12 protein-coding genes are annotated in these 16,123 nt (G+C 71.6%); 8 read left to right on the forward strand and 4 right to left on the reverse strand.

Annotation, left to right across the window (positions count from 1 at the left end; genetic code table 11):
- Nucleotides 1-652 precede the first annotated feature (652 nt).
- The 8 genes from AMK27_RS37205 (at nt 653) to AMK27_RS37240 (ending at nt 8,809) form a co-directional block, all read left to right on the forward strand.
- Nucleotides 653-1,744: an ABC transporter substrate-binding protein gene (locus tag AMK27_RS37205; protein WP_073918312.1), complete on the forward strand. Its 1,092-nt coding sequence runs from the start codon at nt 653-655 to the stop codon at nt 1,742-1,744.
- A 297-nt stretch (nt 1,745-2,041) separates the two neighbouring features.
- Nucleotides 2,042-3,787 (forward strand): sugar ABC transporter ATP-binding protein, encoded by a 1,746-nt coding sequence (locus AMK27_RS37210; RefSeq protein WP_079188753.1) that lies wholly within the window; start codon nt 2,042-2,044, stop codon nt 3,785-3,787.
- Complete coding sequence (locus tag AMK27_RS37215) at nt 3,784-4,758, forward strand: ABC transporter permease (RefSeq protein WP_073918315.1); 975 nt, start codon at nt 3,784-3,786, stop codon at nt 4,756-4,758. Before AMK27_RS37210 ends, AMK27_RS37215 begins: the two co-directional genes overlap by 4 nt.
- Nucleotides 4,755-5,810, forward strand: a complete 1,056-nt coding sequence (locus tag AMK27_RS37220; RefSeq protein WP_073918318.1) for an ABC transporter permease — start codon at nt 4,755-4,757, stop codon at nt 5,808-5,810. Before AMK27_RS37215 ends, AMK27_RS37220 begins: the two co-directional genes overlap by 4 nt.
- Before the next feature lie 92 nt (nt 5,811-5,902).
- Nucleotides 5,903-6,961 carry a LacI family DNA-binding transcriptional regulator gene (locus AMK27_RS37225; protein ID WP_073918321.1) on the forward strand — a complete coding sequence of 353 codons (1,059 nt, stop codon included), beginning with the start codon at nt 5,903-5,905 and terminating at the stop codon, nt 6,959-6,961.
- A gap of 141 nt (nt 6,962-7,102) precedes the next feature.
- The gene (locus AMK27_RS37230) at nt 7,103-8,179 is read left to right on the forward strand and encodes an aldose epimerase family protein (protein WP_073918324.1); all 1,077 of its coding nucleotides are present in this window, start codon (nt 7,103-7,105) and stop codon (nt 8,177-8,179) included.
- 103 nt (nt 8,180-8,282) lie between these two features.
- Complete coding sequence (locus tag AMK27_RS37235) at nt 8,283-8,507, forward strand: DUF6479 family protein (RefSeq protein WP_073918327.1); 225 nt, start codon at nt 8,283-8,285, stop codon at nt 8,505-8,507.
- 35 nt (nt 8,508-8,542) lie between these two features.
- Nucleotides 8,543-8,809, forward strand: coding sequence for a hypothetical protein (locus tag AMK27_RS37240; RefSeq protein ID WP_073918330.1), 267 nt, complete (start codon nt 8,543-8,545; stop codon nt 8,807-8,809).
- A 31-nt stretch (nt 8,810-8,840) separates the two neighbouring features.
- On the opposite strand, the gene AMK27_RS37245 is transcribed toward AMK27_RS37240, so the two are convergent.
- From AMK27_RS37245 to AMK27_RS37260, 4 genes are all read right to left on the reverse strand, one after another.
- Nucleotides 8,841-10,259 carry a GH1 family beta-glucosidase gene (locus AMK27_RS37245; RefSeq protein ID WP_073918333.1) on the reverse strand — a complete coding sequence of 473 codons (1,419 nt, stop codon included), beginning with the start codon at nt 10,257-10,259 and terminating at the stop codon, nt 8,841-8,843.
- Nucleotides 10,260-10,341: 82 nt separating this feature from the next.
- A complete protein-coding gene (locus AMK27_RS37250; RefSeq protein ID WP_073918336.1) occupies nt 10,342-11,448 on the reverse strand; it encodes a DUF1996 domain-containing protein in 1,107 nt (368 codons plus the stop codon).
- Between the two features lie 27 nt (nt 11,449-11,475).
- Nucleotides 11,476-13,659, reverse strand: a complete 2,184-nt coding sequence (locus AMK27_RS37255) for a discoidin domain-containing protein (protein ID WP_073918338.1) — start codon at nt 13,657-13,659, stop codon at nt 11,476-11,478.
- A gap of 125 nt (nt 13,660-13,784) precedes the next feature.
- Entirely contained in the window at nt 13,785-15,980 is a 2,196-nt protein-coding gene (locus AMK27_RS37260; protein WP_073918340.1) for a discoidin domain-containing protein, read from the reverse strand.
- Nucleotides 15,981-16,123: the final 143 nt, after the last annotated feature.

Consider the following 16,123-nt stretch of genomic DNA (forward strand, 5'->3'; position numbering starts at 1 on the left):
TGGGTGGGTGGGTGGGTGGGTGGGTGGGCAGGCTGACGTGGTGACGGTCGCCGCGACGGTGTGCCGGCGTCCCGGCGGCGGGAGTGCGCCCGTACGACCGACGTGCGGCGGTCGCAGAGTGTCGCGCGGAGGCCGTACGGGACGTCGTGCGGCAGTCGTGCGGTGGCGGTACGGCGGTCGTACGGCCGGCGCACGGCCGCTCGGGCGGTCGGGCGGTCGCCCGGGCGGCGTCAGGCAGACGGCGGCCGAGCCCGACACGGTGCGGGCACGGATGGCCGACCGGCTGTCATTCCAACGTTGGAAATCGGCGTGCAGCGGAATGACAGCACGCCGTCCGGCCGGTGTCCAGACCCCTCGCACCGTTCCGCTGACCGCACCTCACCATCGGGGCGACGCTGCGGGGTTGCCGCTTGAGAGCGCATTCAGGAAACGTCGCGCCGACCTCTTGCCGTGTGCTCCACGGCGCAGTTATAACGTTGTAAAGCCGCCGACGCCGCCCAGTCGCACTCAGGGCGTCGAGGCCGAGTTTCCCCAGTTCAGGCTCATCTCTGCCAGGCAGGCACAGCCTTCCTGACGGGCTGACAACGTTTCCCATCCCCGCGCGACCGCACGCCACTCGGCGGTGCTGTCCCCCGCCAAGGAGTGTCTTGACATGGCCCTTCCGAAGAGATCCCGCGCGCTGTCCGTCGCCTGTCTCGTGGTCGCCACCGCCACACTGGCACTGAGCGGCTGCGCCAAGTCCGAGACCTCCGACCAGGCCGGCGGAGACAGCAGTCAGGGCGCACAGGTCGTCCAGACCCCCACGGCGTCGGCGGCCACCGGCTCCGGCTGCTCACTCACCGCGTACGGCGCTCCGAAGCTGGACCTCAAGAACGCGGTCGTCGGCTTCTCCCAGTCGGAGAAGGAGGCCAATCCGTTCCGCATCGCCGAGACGCAGTCCATCAAGGACGAGGCCGCCAAGATCGGTGTGAAGAAGCTGCTCACCACGAACGCGCAGTCGCAGCTCTCCAAGCAGATCAGCGACATCCAGGACATGCTGGCCCAGGGCGCGCAGTTCCTGATCGTCGCCCCGCTCAACTCCGACGGCCTGGAGCCGGCCCTCCAGGCGGCCGCCGCGAAGAAGGTCCCGGTCCTCACGATCGACCGCAAGGTCAACGCGACCGCCTGCAAGGACTACCTGGCCTTCCTCGGCTCGGACTTCGTCGAGCAGGGCAAGCGCGCCGCCGACGCGATGATCAAGGCGACGGGCGGCAAGGGCAAGGTCGCCATCCTGCTCGGCTCCTCCGGCAACAGCGTCACGACCGACCGCACCAAGGGCTTCGTCGACCAGATCGCGGCCCAGGCGCCGGGCATCGAGATCGTCGCCCAGCAGACCGGCGAGTTCGCCCGCGACAAGGGCCAGCAGGTCATGGAGCAGCTCATCCAGTCCAAGCCCGACATCACGGCGGTCTACGCGGAGAACGACGAGATGGCCCTGGGTGCCGTGACCGCGCTCAAGGCGGCGGGCAAGGCCCCCGGCAAGGACGTCAAGGTCGTCTCCATCGACGGCACGCGCAACGCCGTCCAGGCCCTGGCCAACGGTGAACTCAACGCCGTCATCGAGTCCAACCCGCGCTTCGGACCCCTCGCGTTCGCCACCGCCCAGAAGTTCTACGCCGGCGAGGGCATCCCCGAGGACGTCATCATCGCGGACCGCGCTTATGACCCCGCCAACGCCAAGGCGTCCCTCGGCGGAGCGTACTGACACGACGACGCCGCCCCCGGTCGCCGCGCTCGCTGGAGCGGTGGCCGAGGGCGGCGCACGGAACCCCGGGGGCTACGCGGTCACCACGGGACTCGGGGGCCACACGGTCATCACGGAACACCGGGGCCACGCGGGTCACCACGGGACCTCCCCGCCCGTGGTGACCGGCCCCGCCCGGGCCCCGTGGTGACCGCCCCCGCCAGGACAACCCGCCCGGACACCCCGCGTACCACCGCACCGCACCCCACCCCGCCACCCCATCCCACCCACTCGAACCATCTCCGGAAGGCCACGCTCATGGCACCCCCCGAAGCGGCCCCGTCCGCGACGATCGGCACCGGGCCGTCCGTCGCGCCGACGGTGCTGGAGGCACGCGGCGTCGGGAAGCGATTCCCCGGCGTCGTGGCCCTCGACGACGTGTCGTTCACGCTCCGCGCCGGCGAGACGCATGCGCTCGTCGGCGAGAACGGCGCGGGCAAGTCCACCCTGATCAAGGTGCTCACGGGCGTGCACCGCCCGGACAGCGGCGAGTTGCTGCTCTCGGACCGCCCCGTCCACTTCTCGCGCCCGTTCGAGGCGCAGCAGGCCGGCATCTCAACGATCTACCAGGAGGTGAACCTGGTTCCGCTGATGAGCGTGGCGCGCAACATCTTCCTCGGCCGCGAGCCCCGGACCCGTCTCCGTCTGATCGACTTCCCGCGGATGCACGCCGAGGCCGCGGCCCTGCTCGACGGCTTCGGCGTCCGCGTCGACCCCCGTCGTCCGCTGCACACCCTCGGCATCGGCGCCCAGCAGATGGTGGCGCTCGCCCGCGCGGTGTCGGTCCAGGCGCACGTGGTCGTCATGGACGAGCCCACCTCCTCCCTGGAGCCGCGCGAAGTCGAGACGCTGTTCCGGGTGATCGGCGACCTGCGCCGGCAGAACATCGCCGTCGTCTACGTGAGCCACCGCATGGACGAGCTGTACCGCATCTGCGACCGGGTCACGGTGCTCCGCGACGGGCGGCACATCCACACCGGCGACCTGGCCGCCCTCGACCGGATGCAGCTGGTCTCCATGATGCTGGGCCGGGAACTGTCCGAGGTCCGACGGCACGGCACGACGAGCTTCGCGGGCGACGGCCACGACATCGCCCGCAAGCCCGTCCTCACGGCGACCGGCATGGTCAGGAGGCACCAGCTGGACGACATCTCGCTGGAACTGCACCCGGGGGAGGTGCTGGGCCTGGGAGGCCTGCTGGGCTCCGGCCGCAGCGAGACGGCGAAGGCGCTCGCCGGTGCCCTGCCCCTGGACACCGGGCGGATCACCGTCGACGGCGCGCCGCTCGACCGGATGTCCTCGGCGAGCGCCATCCGCGCCGGGATCAGCCTCCTGCCGGAGGACCGCAAGGCCGAGGGCATCGTGCCCGGCCTCTCGGTGCGCGAGAACATCGTGCTCGCGGCGCTGCCGCGCCTCTCGCGCGCGGGCATAGTCTCCCGCGCGCAGCAGGACCGTGTCGTCGACATCTTCGTGAAGCGGCTGCGGATCAAGGCGTCCAGCCCCGAGCAGAAGGTCGGCGAACTGTCCGGCGGGAACCAGCAGAAGGTGCTCCTGGCCCGATGGCTGTGCCTCGAACCCAAGGTCCTGCTGCTCGACGAGCCCACCCGGGGCATCGACGTCGGCGCCAAGGCCGAGGTCCAGGCCCTCATCGACGAACTCGCCCAGGAGGGCCTCGCCGTCCTCCTGATCTCGTCCGACATCGAGGAGCTCGTCGAGGGCTCCGACCGGATCGTCGTCCTGAGGAACGGGGCCACGGCCGGCGAACTGACCGGGGACCAGATGTCGGAGGACGAGCTGCTCGCCGTACTCGCGGACCACTCCCCGGCGGCGGCGACAGCACCGACAGCACCGACAACCGAGAAGGACGCGCGCACGGAGACCGGGCCCGGGACCGCAGGCCGGCCCGCGACCGCAAGCACGGCCGAGACCGCAGTCCGACCCGAGACCGCCGTCCCGGCCGCGGCCACGGGCCGTGCCGAGGGCGCCGAGGAGGACCCCCGATGACCACCCAGGTGACCGCGGCGCCGCCGGTCGGCGCCCCCGTACGGCGCAGCGCCCCGGCCTGGTTCCAGGAGTACGGCGTGTACGCGGCGGTGGCAGCGCTCCTGCTGTTCAACGCCTTCTTCACCGAGCACTTCCTCACCGTCGACAACCTCCGCACCCAGCTGATCCAGGTCGCCCCGATCGTCATCGTGGCCCTCGGCATGGCCCTGGTGATCGGGACCGAAGGAGTCGACCTCTCCGTCGGGTCGGCCATGGCGCTGGCCGCGGCACTCCTGCCGCTGTACCTGGGCTACGGCCTCGTGCCCGCCCTGCTGATCGCGCTGCTCGCCGGCGCCGTCGTCGGAGCGGTGAACGGCGCCCTCGTGTCCGTCGTCGGGCTCCAGCCCATCGTCGCCACGCTCGCCCTCTTCGTCGGCGGACGCGGCATCGCGCTGGTGATGGCGGACGGCCAGCTCAAGCAGATCGTCAACCCCGACCTGCTGGCACTGGGCACCGGAAGCCTCCTCGGCATCCCGCTGGTCGTCCTGATCGCGGCCGTACTGGCGCTCGCGGTCGCCTTCCTCGTGCACCGGACCACCTTCGGACGCCAGGTCGTCGCGATCGGCGGCAACCGGTCCGCCGCAGCCCTCTCCGGACTGCCCGTCAAGCGGGTGCTGACCGGCGTGTACATCCTGTGCGGGGTGCTCGCCGCCCTCGCCGGCATCCTGGCCACCGCCCGGCTCACCGCCAGCGACCCGTCCTCCCTCGGCACCCTCATGGAACTGTCCGCGATCACCGCGGTGGTCGTCGGCGGAACCCCGCTCAGCGGCGGATCCATCCGGGTGCTCGGCACCGTCGCGGGCGCGCTGCTGATGCAGCTGCTCCGCGCCACGCTCGTCAAGCACGACCTGCCCGACTCCACCGCCCAGATAGCCCAGGCCGCCATCATCATCGCCGCCGTCTACGTCGCACGGGAGCGCCGATCCCGATGAACCCCACCTCCTCGCTCGCCGCACCGGGGACGGGCACCACGCCCTCCGCGCCCACCGGGAGCGGTACCGCCGCCGACCGCGGGCGGGCCGACGTCTCCGGCCGGGAACGGCTCGCCGCGCTCGTGCAGCGCCAGGGCGTCCTCGCCGTCCTGCTCCTCGTCGTCCTGATCGCCTCCTTCGTCTACCCCACGTTCGCCACCCTCGACAACGCGCGGGGGGTGACGGTGCAGGCGTCGTTCCTCGCCGTCGTCGCGCTCGGCATGACCCTGGTGATCATCACCGGTGGCATCGACCTGTCCGTCGGCTCGGTCTTCGCGCTGGGCGGGGTGCTCGCCGCCTGGGCCTCCCAGTGGGGCATCCTGCCCGCGCTCCTCGTACCGCTCGGGGCCTGCGGGGCGATCGGCCTGATCAACGGCCTGCTGATCGCCCGGGCCGGAATGGCACCCTTCATCGTCACGCTCGCCTCCCTCCTCGGCGCGCGCGGACTGCTGCTGGCCCTGACCGACGAGGGCGCCACCACCTACCTGGTGCCCAAGGGCTCGGCGTTCGCGGAGCTCGGCCAGGGCAGCATCGGAGGCTTCGGCTACCCGATCCTCCTCGCGCTCGCCCTCTTCGCCGCCGGCGGGCTGGTCCTCCAGCGCACCTCGTTCGGCCAGACGCTGTTCGCCGTCGGCGGCAGCAGCGACGCGGCCACCCTGATGGGCCTGCCCGTGGCCCGCGCCAAGGTGACGGTGTACCTGCTGAGCGGTCTCCTCGCGGGCCTCGCGGGGGCCGTCAACGCGGCCCGGCTCTCCTCCGGTGTCACGATCATCGGCGCGGGCATGGAGCTCGACGCGATCGCCGCCGTCGTCATCGGCGGAACGCTGCTGGTCGGCGGCGCCGGCTCGGTGAGCGGCACCCTCTGGGGGGTGCTGCTGCTCGCCGTCATCCAGAACCTCATCAACCAGATCGGCACCCTCAACTCCTCGTACCAGTCGGTGGTGAGCGGCGGGTTCCTCATCCTCGTCGTGGTCGCGCAGCGGTACCTGTCGCGGAGCCGAAGTACCGTCTGACGGGGGACGGATCATGCTCGAACCCGAGCCGTTCCAGAGCCGTGCCCGAGAGCCGATCCAGAACCGACCCAGAGCCGAACCGGAGGAGTGCCGTGGGCGTCAGCCTCAAGGACGTCGCGCAGCGGGCAGGCGTGTCGATCAAGACCGTGTCCAACGTCGTGAACAACTACCCCCACGTCACGCCCCAGATGCGCGCCAAGGTGCAGCAGGCCATCGACGAGCTCGGGTACCGGCCGAACCTCACCGCCCGCCATCTGCGCAAGGGGCGGACCGGCATCATCGCCTTCGCCGTGCCCGAGCTCGGCAACCCGTACTTCGCGGAGCTGGCCGGCGCCATCATCGACGCCGCCGCCCAGCACGACTACACCGTCCTCGTCGACCACACCGCGGGGCTCCGGGAGCGGGAACTGCTGGTGTGCCAGGAGTTCCGCTCCCATGTCATCGACGGGCTGATCCTGAGCCCCATCCACCTGGAGACCGCCGATCTGGTCGCCCGGCAGGAGACCTCCCCCCTGGTGCTGCTCGGCGAGCGCGAGTACGAGGCGCCGTACGACCAGATCGCCATCGACAACGTGGCGGCGGCCCGCGAGGCGGTCCGCCACCTCGTGGGCCTGGGCCGCCGCCGCATCGCGTTCCTCGGCTCCCGCACCGACCGCGAGCGGCAGCCCGCCCACCTGCGGCTGCGCGGCTGGCGGGAAGAGCTCGTCGCCGCCGGCCTGGAGCCGGCCGAGACGCTCATCGTCGCCACGGACGGTTACGGCCGCTCCGACGGCGCGGCGGCCATGTCGGCGCTCCTGGACCGGGGGGAGCGGCCCGACGCGGTCTTCGCGTACAACGACCTCATCGCCCTCGGCGCGATGCGGACCCTCATCGAACGCGGCCTCCGCGTCCCCGACGACATCGCCGTGGTCGGCTTCGACGACATCGAGGAGAGCCGCTTCGGCGCGATCAGCCTCACCACCGTCGCCCCCGACAAGCACGCCATCGCCCGCCTCGCCGTGGACCGCCTCGTCGAGCGGCTCAGCGGCCGTTCGGACTCCGAGCCGCGCAGGATCAGCCCCGGGTACGAGCTGGTCGTCAGGGAGTCCACCGGGGGCGGCCGCACGGACGCCCGGTCCGGCGCCGACAGCCCGTCCGCACCGGTCGCCTGACCCGCGGACCCTCCGGTCACCCACCCCGCACGGCCACGGCCCGCCGCCCGCCGCGCACACGCCACCGTCAGCCCCTCACCGTTCGTCGTGCGCGGTTCCCACCCGTCACGACCGGTCATCCGCTCGCCCTGAGGACTCGCCATGCTCCGACCCACCATCCGCCACCGGCCGTTCGGCACCGCCCCGAGCGGAGAGGAGGTCGTCCTCTGGCGGCTGGAATCCACCTCCGGCGTGTACGCCGAGATCCTCACGTACGGGGGCGTCCTGCACTCCCTCGGCGTGCCCGACACCGACGGCGGGACGGCCAACGTGGTCCTCTCGCTGACCTCGGTGGACCAGTACGCCGAGAAGGGCCCCTACCTCGGTGCGCTGATCGGCCGCTACGCCAACCGCATCGCCCACGGCCGCTTCACCCTCGACGGCACCACGCACCACATCCCCCTCAACGATCGCGGTCACGCCCTGCACGGCGGTCCCCAGGGCTTCGACTCGAGGGTGTGGGACGCCCGCCCGCTCACCGACGGCGACACGGCCTCACTCCGGCTTTCGCTGCACAGTCCCGACGGCGACATGGGGTTTCCTGGCGCCCTCGACGTCACCGTCACCTACTCCCTCGACTCCGCCGGCACGCTCTCCGTCGACTGCACGGCGAGCACCGACCGCCCGACCGTGGTCAGCCTCACCAACCACGCCTACTTCAACCTGGCGGGCACCGGCGACGTCCTCGGCCACACGCTCCAGATCGACTCCGGGGCCTATCTGCCGGTCGACGAGGACGGCATCCCGCTCGGCCCCGTCCAGGACGTGACGGGCACCCCGTTCGACCTGACGTCCCCCCGGCTCCTCGGCGACTGCGTCCGCTCGACCGACGCACAGATCAGCCGGGCCGACGGGTACGACCACTGCTGGACGCTCCCGGGACGGGAGCCGGGCCCGCTGCGGTACGCCGCCCGGCTCACGGCGCCGGCCGGGACCCGCGTGATGGAGGTGTGGACGACGGCACCGGGAGTGCAGGTCTACACCGCCAACCACCTGGACGGGTCCCTCACCGACGGGACGGGCCGCGCCCACGAACGCCACAGCGCGGTCTGCCTGGAGACGCAGCACTACCCCGACGCCCCCAACCGGCCCGAGTACCCCAGCGCGGTACTGCGCCCCGGCACGACCGCCCACCGGCGCACGGAGTTCCGCTTCCCGCACCTCGACGCCGGGGCATAGCGCTCGCCTCCGTCGCCCCGGCGGACCGGTGATTGATTCCGATTCCGGGGGGTAGTCGCGGAACTCAGACGGTTCGTTCCGCTCTCGACAGGAAGGGTGCCCCATGCCTTTCTCCACTGCCACCGCCTCCGAACTGGCCGCGTCCGGCTCCCCGGCCCTGCTGTTGCTGCTGATCGGAGTGGCCGTGGCCGTCCTCCTGATCGGGGCCTTCTGGTGGGGCTCCCGCCGCGTGGCGCGCAGAAGGGCCTCCGCCGGAGTCCAACAGCCGCCGGCGGCTGAGGCGAGGCGCGACTCCTGGACCGCGCCGGACGAGAGCACGGACCGATGAGGAGGCCCGTAGGGCCGTGGTGGAAGGAGGACCCCGTGAGGGAACGAGGAAACGAGGACGCGAGGCAGCGCCGCACCGCTCCCACGACTCCGGCGGACGCCGAGGGGGAGAGCGGTGACAAGGAGGCGCGCGAGGCGGCCGAAGCGGCCGTGACGCGCCGCGCCGGTGACCGGGACCGCGCCGGTGACTCGGACCGGGCGGGCGCGGATGGCCACCGGGCCAAGCGTCAGCGCCCGGGCATCGGACGCGAGGAGCAGACCAGGGAGCAGCAGGAGGATCAGACCCGGGACCGGGAGGCGTGACCCCTCCGCTCCTCGGGCCGATTCCGGAACGTCAGCCGTGGGCGCCGGCGCGGACGCGGTGCGCCGTGTCGCGCAGCCACAGCGCGCTGCGCTTGGGCGTGCGGGTCTGGTCGGCGTAGTCGACGCGGACCAGACCGAACCGCTTGTCGTAGCCGTAGGCCCACTCGAAGTTGTCCAGGAGCGACCAGGCGAAGTAGCCGCGGACGTCGGCGCCCCGGGAGCGGGCCTCGGCCACGGCGGCGAGGTGGGACGCCAGGTAGGCGGTGCGGTCGGTGTCCTCGACGAAGCCGTGGGCGTCGGGGACGTCCTCGTACGCGGCGCCGTTCTCGGTGACCACCATCGGTGTGCCGGGGTAGTCGCGCGAGATGCGCAGCAGCAGGTCGGTGAGGTCGTGCGGCATCACCTCCCAGCCGAGGCCGGTCACCGGAAGGTCGCCGTGCGGCAGGTTCCGGGTGACGGGGAGGCCGCGCGCGTCGGTGGTGGCGCCGTTCTCGTCGACCCCCGAGGTGCGCATCGAGCGGTAGTAGTTGACGCCGAGGGTGTCGACGGGGCTGGAGATGACCTCCAGGTCGCCGTCCTCGACGGGGATCTCGACGGAACGCGCGGCCAGGTCGTCGACGAGGTCCTGCGGGTACCGGCCGCGCAGGATCGGGTCGAGGTAGAAACGGAACCCGAGGGCGTCGGCCCGCCGCGCGGCCTCGCGGTCGGCCGCCGAGTCGGTGGCGGGCCGGCTGGTGCCGAGGAGGTGGGTGACGGCCAGGTCGAGGGGCCGGCGGGCGGCCGAGCGCAGGCGCTGGACCGCGAGACCGTGGGCGAGGTGCAGATGGTGCACGGCGCGCACCCCGTCGGCGAAGGAGCGGCCACCGGGCGCGTGGACGCCTTCGACATGGCCGAGGACGGCCGAGCAGAACGGTTCGTTGAGGGTCGTCCAGTGGGTGACACGGTCACCGAGGCGCTCATGGACGAGTTCGGCGTAGTCGGCGAAGCGGTGGGCGGTGTCGCGGGCGGGCCAGCCGCCGGCGTCCTGGAGCTCCTGGGGCAGGTCCCAGTGGTACAGGGTCAGCCAGGGGGTGACGCCGTGCGCGAGGAGCTCGTCGACGAGGCGGTCGTAGAAGCCGATCCCCGCCGGGTTGACCGGGCCGCGCCCGTGCGGCTGGACGCGGGACCAGGAGACGGAGAAGCGGTACGTGTCCAGGCCGAGGGCGGCGAGCAGGGCGACGTCCTCGGGCATGCGGTGGTAGTGGTCGCAGGCCACGTCACCGGTGTCGCCGTTGTCGACGGCCCCGGGGACACGGCAGAAGGTGTCCCAGATGGACGGGGTGCGGCCGTCCTCGGCGGTGGCTCCCTCGATCTGGAAGGCGGAGGTGGCGGCGCCGAAGCGGAAGTGCGGGGGGAGGAGGTCGATGAGCGCGTCGTGGTGGGCGGTGGCGGACGGGGCGGGGGCGGTCACGGGGTCCTCCTGGTGCGGTGAGGCGGACGGGAAAGCGGCCCGGGCGCCCTCGCGGGCGTCCGGGCCGGGTGCGGGTGACGGGTCAGGGCAGGCGGTGGTTCTCGTCCAGCACGACACCGCGTTCGGGGCGGTACAGGTCGAAGCCCCGGGTGTCGCACTGCAGGCCGCCGACGATGCAGTGGTCGACGAGGGCCTTGAGGGTGCGCTCCTCCCACGCGTTGAAGAAGTCGTAGTGGAAGGAGTAGCCGCGGCCACTGGCCAGGCGGACCTGGCTCATGTCGCCGTTGACGGGCCACGCCATCTTGAACTCGATCATCGGCAGGGCGACCGGGTGGGAGGCCGGGCACATGTTGTCGTTGGTGCCGGGCTTGACCACCGGGTACGCCATGTGGCTCTTGTGGTCGGGGGTGTCGAGGTACAGGCCGTTCCAGCAGCTGGGGGCCTGCATGCGCAGGTTCAGCTGGACGTCGGGCCGGCTCGGACAGTTCGCCGGGATGTCGGTGTTGAAGAAGCTGTCACCGCATTCCCAGCCCTCGACGAAGCCCTTGTGGGCGCGGAACTCCTCGGCGGTCTGCATCGGGTTGCCGACGACGAACCGCAGACCCTTGGGGAAGGGCCGCACGCTGCGGTAGTCGGTGACGCCGGCCTTGTAGTAGATGACCTGCGGGCCGACGGGCAGGATCTTCTGGTCGCCCTTGTACAGCGAGGGCATCCAGTACGCGGAGGCGTCCGCGGGCGCCTTGCAGGTGGTGCTGCCTCCGTAGAGCGAGGCGGTGGTGCTGGCGGCGTCGGTGGAGGTGTTGCCCATGAACGTGTGGTCGTGGGACTTGCCGAACTGGCCCGGGTAGACGATCGGGTCGTCCGGCGCGGTGTGGGTGACGGAGCAGCCGGCCTGGAACTCGTGGTGGTAGGCCGGGGGAGGGGTGGCCGTGGACGGGGTCACCCCGGTCACCTGGGGAACGGCCGGGATGTAGCCGTCGCCGTCGGCGTCGTCCCCCGAGGGGAGCGCGGAGGCCGCCATGACATGGCCCTGGGCGGCGCCCGCCGCGTGGGCCCCGTGGGCGCTCGCGGCCGGGGCGGTGGTCTCCCCGCGGGCGGCGGCCGCGGTGTAGGTGTTCACCGTCAGGGCGGAGACGCCCAGTGCGGCGCTGAGCAGTAAGGCGGACAGGGTCCGGCCGCGGATTCTCATCGTGTTCTCCTCGTTCTCCTCAGGGGGTCAGCTGTAGATGCCGAACTCGTGGAGCGAGTAGCCCCAGCCGGTGCCGCGTGCGGTGAGCTGGAGCCGGACGTACCGTGCGGTGGCACCGGTCTCGATGGTGTCGATGTCGCCGTTGCCGGTGGTGGTGGCGTGGATGGTCCGCCACGTGTCGCCGTTGTCGGAGACCTGGACCTCGTAGGCGCGGGCGTAGGCCGGATCCCAGACCAGCTGGAGGCGGTTGAAGGAGCGGACCGAGCCGAGGTCGACCCGGATCCACTGCGGGTCGCTCCAGTCGCTGGCCCAGCGGGTGGCGGTGTTGCCGTCGGTGGCGTTGGCCGCCGGGCAGGGGCAGTCGCCGTAGGAGGCCTGGGCGGAGGAGGCGGTGGTGGGCCGGTTCAGGGCGATGTTGGTGCCCGCCACCGGCGGGGCGACGACCTTGACGGACCTGGTCTCGATGCCGGCGTTGCCGCGACCGTCCTCGGCCTGGACGTACACCTTCCACACACCCAGCTTCTCGGGCGCGGTGACGGCGAAGGCGCCGTTGCCGAGCGGGCGGTACTGCGCGTCGATCAGGCGCTTGTCGCCGTTGGCGTAGTTGCCGCTCAGGTAGATCTTGGTGGTGACGGCGTCGCCGTCGGGGTCGCGGACGTCGGCGCGGACCGTGAACTCGCCGCCGGCGGGAGCCGATCCGGCGGGCGTGACCGTCATGTTGCTGATGACCGGCGGGGTATTGTCCCCGGCTGTGGAGCCGGTGTACGCCTTCTTGAGGGCGTAGTACGAGAGGCGCTTGAGGCCGTCGGGGAGCAGGTTGAACCAGATGCCGCCGAAGTCGTGCTCGGTGCCGTAGTGGAAGACGGTCGCGCCGAGGGCGACGCCCTGGTGGCCGGTGACGCAGTTCCAGGCCTTGGTGTACCCGTCGGCCTTCTGGACGTCGGTGGGTTCGTCGGGGACGCCGTTGGCGTCCTTGGGGGTCTCCCATTCGCCGGCCGGTCCGGTCTCGGTGATGATGTACGGCTTGGTGTAGCCGCCCTCCACCCAGTCCTCGCGGACCCCGCAGATGTCGCCGTAGGCGTTCATCGAGTAGAGGTCCAGGTCGGGCGCGTTGCGCTTGTAGTAGGGCCAGGCGCCGGTCCACGCGTCCGTGGAGGTCACGGGGTGGTCGGGGTCGATGGAGTGGATCTTCTTCGCGACGTCGTTGACGAACGTCGTGTACGCGTTGCGCTGGGCCTCCAGCTCGGTGCCGCTGTAGCAGTTCTGCAGGCCGAGGACGGACTCGTTGCCGACGTTCCACATCAGGGTGGCGGGGTGGGACTTGTAGGTGTCGACCCACTTCGCGAACTCGGTGAGCATGGTGCTCTTGTACGCGGTGTCCGTCACGTAGTTGACGCAGCCGCCGGAGCCCGGGCCGCCGCCCGGCTGGAGCCAGAAGCCGTTGATCACCTTGACGCCGTTGGCGGCGGCCGCGTCGAGCAGCGGCTTGGTGCCGGCGTCGGTTCCCCAGGTGCGGACGGTGTTGACGCCCATGGACTTCACATCCGGCATGTAGCGGGGGCCGTCGGCCATCGAGGGGCCCCAGGTGACACCCTTGACGGTGTACGGCTGCCCGCCCACCGTCAGCTGCCAGTTGCCCTGCGTACCGCTCACGCGGACGGCTCCGCCGGGCTCGGGCTGCGCGGATCCGCCGCCGTACACCTGGAACTCCCACAGGGAGTAGCCGTAGCCGGTGCCCCGGGTGATCCCCTGGAGGCGTACGTAGCGGCCCTTGCCGGTCACCGCCAGCTCGTCGGTGCCCCCGTCGCCCGCGGTCACGGACTTGACGGTGCGCCAGTCGGACCCGTTGTCGGAGAGCTGGATGTCGTACGCCTTGCCGTAGGCGCCCTCCCAGTTCAGGACGACGCGGCTGACGTCCGCGCTGCTGCCCAGGTCGACCTGGATCCACTGGGCGTCGCTCCACTGGCTCGCCCAGCGGGTTCCGGTGAGGTCGCCGTCGAACGCGGCGGAGGCGGCCCAGGCGGCGCCCTCGTTCGAGGAGGCGGTGGCGGTCTTCCCCTGGGAGAGGAGGGTCTCCGCGGCGGCGGCGGGTGCGGCGGTGAGTGCGGTCGCCGAGGTGGCGAGCAGGGCACCCAGGGAGACGAGTGAGCCTGTCGTGCGGGCGCGGTCGCGGGCGCGCCTTCGTGTCGTGGGGGTACGGGTCGCGGTCATGGACGCTCCTGGACGGAGGGGGGGAGGGGGGATCGCCTTCCGGGCGGCGCGGCGGGGACTGGGCGCCGCCCGGAAGGGGTGAGAAGGCCGGGACGCGCCTCACGGGGCGCGTCCCGGCGGGACCGTCAGGGGAAGGAGACGACGGTGGACGGCACGGTCGAGGTGCCGGCGGGGACCGTGGACGCCCCGGTGTCGTTGATGACGTGGTTGTAGTGGCCCATGCCGCCGAGCGACACGACCAGGAGGCTGTGGAACTTCACGCCCGGCTTGACGGGTGCCTTGAAGCCGTGGTCCTGGCGGATGTTCGGGTCCACGTTGTAGTTGCAGTAGCTGCCGAGGCCCCAGGCCTCGTGGGTGTTCACGGAGTCGTCGACCCGGTAGGCCGCGTACCCCTTCGTCGCGCCGTTCTGGATGGCGGCCTGGTTCGGCGCGTCGTACGCCTTCTCGTTCTGGTAGAAGATCGTGCGGCCGCGCTCGCCGTACCACTCGACGTCGTACTTGTTGAAGTGCTCGACGAACAGACCGGTGGCGAGCACGTCGTCGCCGTTGACGCGGACGCCGTAGTCGGCCCGGTTGGTCTCCCAGCCGACGCCCTCGCCGTGGTCGGCGCGCCACACCCAGGTGTGGTCGATGATGGCGTCGTCGCTGTTCACGACCACGCTGGTGGTGGCCTTGCCCGCGCCGGCGCCGCCGATGCGGACGTAGACGTCCTGCACGGTGGTCGGGTTGGCGGCGTGGTCGGCGGAGGAGTTCTGCGGCCCGAGCTCCAGCAGGGTCGGGGAGTTGACCGGGCCGGCGTCGATCAGGAAGCCGGCCAGGCGGACGCCGTCGACGTCGGCGACCTTCATCGCGGTGACGCCGTTGTCCGGGATGATCGTGGCGAGGCCGAGGCCGAGCACGACGGTGTTCGCCCGGTTCACGTTGATGGTCTGGTCGACGTGGTAGACGCCCGGGGTGAACAGCAGGTGCAGGCCCTGGGACAGCGCCTGGTTGATCGTGGCGGCGGTCGCGCCCGGCTTGACCACGTAGAACTGGCTCAGCGGGATCGACTCGCCCTGCGGGGCGCCGTTGGCCCAGCTGGTGCCGCGGGCGTTGACGCGCTTGGCGGGGGCGAAGACCTTGTACTCGTTGCCGTCGAGGTAGAGGTACGGCTTCTCGCGGGAGACCGGCGTGGTGTCGAGCGTGGTGTAGCGGGGCTCCGGGAAGGAGGTGGCCGGGGCGCCCTCGACGCCGGAGAAGGTCTGGTTCCAGACGCTGTTGGACCAGCCGCCGATGGTGCTCTCGCGGGTGTACCACTGCTGCTGGGAGTAGTTGCCGATCTGGCCGTCGATCTTGGAGTCGGCGATGTAGCCGCCGCTGGCCCATCCGTAGCCGTTCGGTGCCAGGTTGAGGCCGCCCTTGACGTGCATGCGGCGGAACGAGGAGGCCTGCGAGACGGCCCACCGGTCGGTGCCGTTGACCGGGTTCAGGGTCAGGCCCTCGGCGCCGCGCCAGAAGTTCTGGGTGGCGTTGCCGTTGAACCAGCCGGCGTCGACGGTCACGTCACCGTTGATGGTGGTGTCGCCGGGGCGCAGACCGAGGCCGGCGATCTGGGTGTAGAAGCCGATCTGGGCGTTGAGGCCGTTGTACGTGCCCGGCTTGAAGAGGAAGGCGTGCCGGCCGCTGCCGAACTGGGCCGACTCCTGCTCCTGGAAGACCTGGTCCAGCTTGGCCTGGATGCCGGGGGTGGCCGGGTCGAAGACGTGCACGTTGGGGCCGAGGTCGCCGCCGCCGGGGAGCGTCGGGCCGGTCCCGCCGGTGGTGCCGAAGACCTGGAACTCCCAGAGGGAGAAGCCGTATCCGGTGGCCCGGGTGAGGCCGTTCATACGGATGTAGCGGCCGGTGCCGGAGAGCGTGACGTTGTCGGTGCCTCCGTCGCCCGCGCTGACGGTGGTGACCGTCCGCCAGTCGGTGCCGTTCTCGGAGGCCTGGATGTCGTAGCTCTTGCCGTAGGCCGCTTCCCAGGTGAGGACGGCGTGGCTGAGCGTGGCGCTGCTGCCGAGGTCGACCTGGATCCACTGGGCGTCCTGCCAGGCACTGGCCCAGCGGGTGCCGGTGAGGTCGCCGTCGACCGCGGCGGAGGCGGAGAAGGCACCGCCCTCGGTGGAGGAGGCGGTCGCGGTCTTCCCCTGGGAGAGCAGGGTGGGGGCCGCTTGCGCCGTCGTGGCGGGGGCGAGGGCGAGGAGGCTGCCGGCCAGCGAGGTGACAAGTGCGCCGACGGTGGCCCGGCGGACGCGTGAGGCGGGTCGCCGGAAGACCGGCGGGGACCCGAGGGAAGACATGGGGTCTCCTCTGGATACATGGGGGAAACGTGGGAGAGCGCTCTCCCGAAACCTTGCCCGCAGGGCGAGTTGGCGGTCAAGGCGTATGACATGACTTTTCTTTTGGCTTTCATTAAGTGTCGACGCCAACCGTTTCCGGCCAG

The organism is Streptomyces sp. CB02009, from assembly GCF_001905825.1.
Taxonomy (GTDB): Bacteria; Actinomycetota; Actinomycetes; order Streptomycetales; family Streptomycetaceae; genus Streptomyces.

Bases quoted from the DNA above. Each gene is read 5' to 3' on its own strand.
- AMK27_RS37205 (WP_073918312.1), top strand. From the start codon at position 653: ATGGCCCTTCCGAAGAGATCCCGCGCGCTGTCCGTCGCCTGTCTCGTG.
- AMK27_RS37210 (WP_079188753.1), top strand. From the start codon at position 2,042: ATGGCACCCCCCGAAGCGGCCCCGTCCGCGACGATCGGCACCGGGCCG.
- AMK27_RS37215 (WP_073918315.1), top strand. From the start codon at position 3,784: ATGACCACCCAGGTGACCGCGGCGCCGCCGGTCGGCGCCCCCGTACGG.
- AMK27_RS37220 (WP_073918318.1), top strand. From the start codon at position 4,755: ATGAACCCCACCTCCTCGCTCGCCGCACCGGGGACGGGCACCACGCCC.
- AMK27_RS37230 (WP_073918324.1), top strand. From the start codon at position 7,103: ATGCTCCGACCCACCATCCGCCACCGGCCGTTCGGCACCGCCCCGAGC.
- AMK27_RS37235 (WP_073918327.1), top strand. From the start codon at position 8,283: ATGCCTTTCTCCACTGCCACCGCCTCCGAACTGGCCGCGTCCGGCTCC.
- AMK27_RS37250 (WP_073918336.1), bottom strand. From the start codon at position 11,448: ATGAGAATCCGCGGCCGGACCCTGTCCGCCTTACTGCTCAGCGCCGCA.
- AMK27_RS37255 (WP_073918338.1), bottom strand. From the start codon at position 13,659: ATGACCGCGACCCGTACCCCCACGACACGAAGGCGCGCCCGCGACCGC.
- AMK27_RS37260 (WP_073918340.1), bottom strand. From the start codon at position 15,980: ATGTCTTCCCTCGGGTCCCCGCCGGTCTTCCGGCGACCCGCCTCACGC.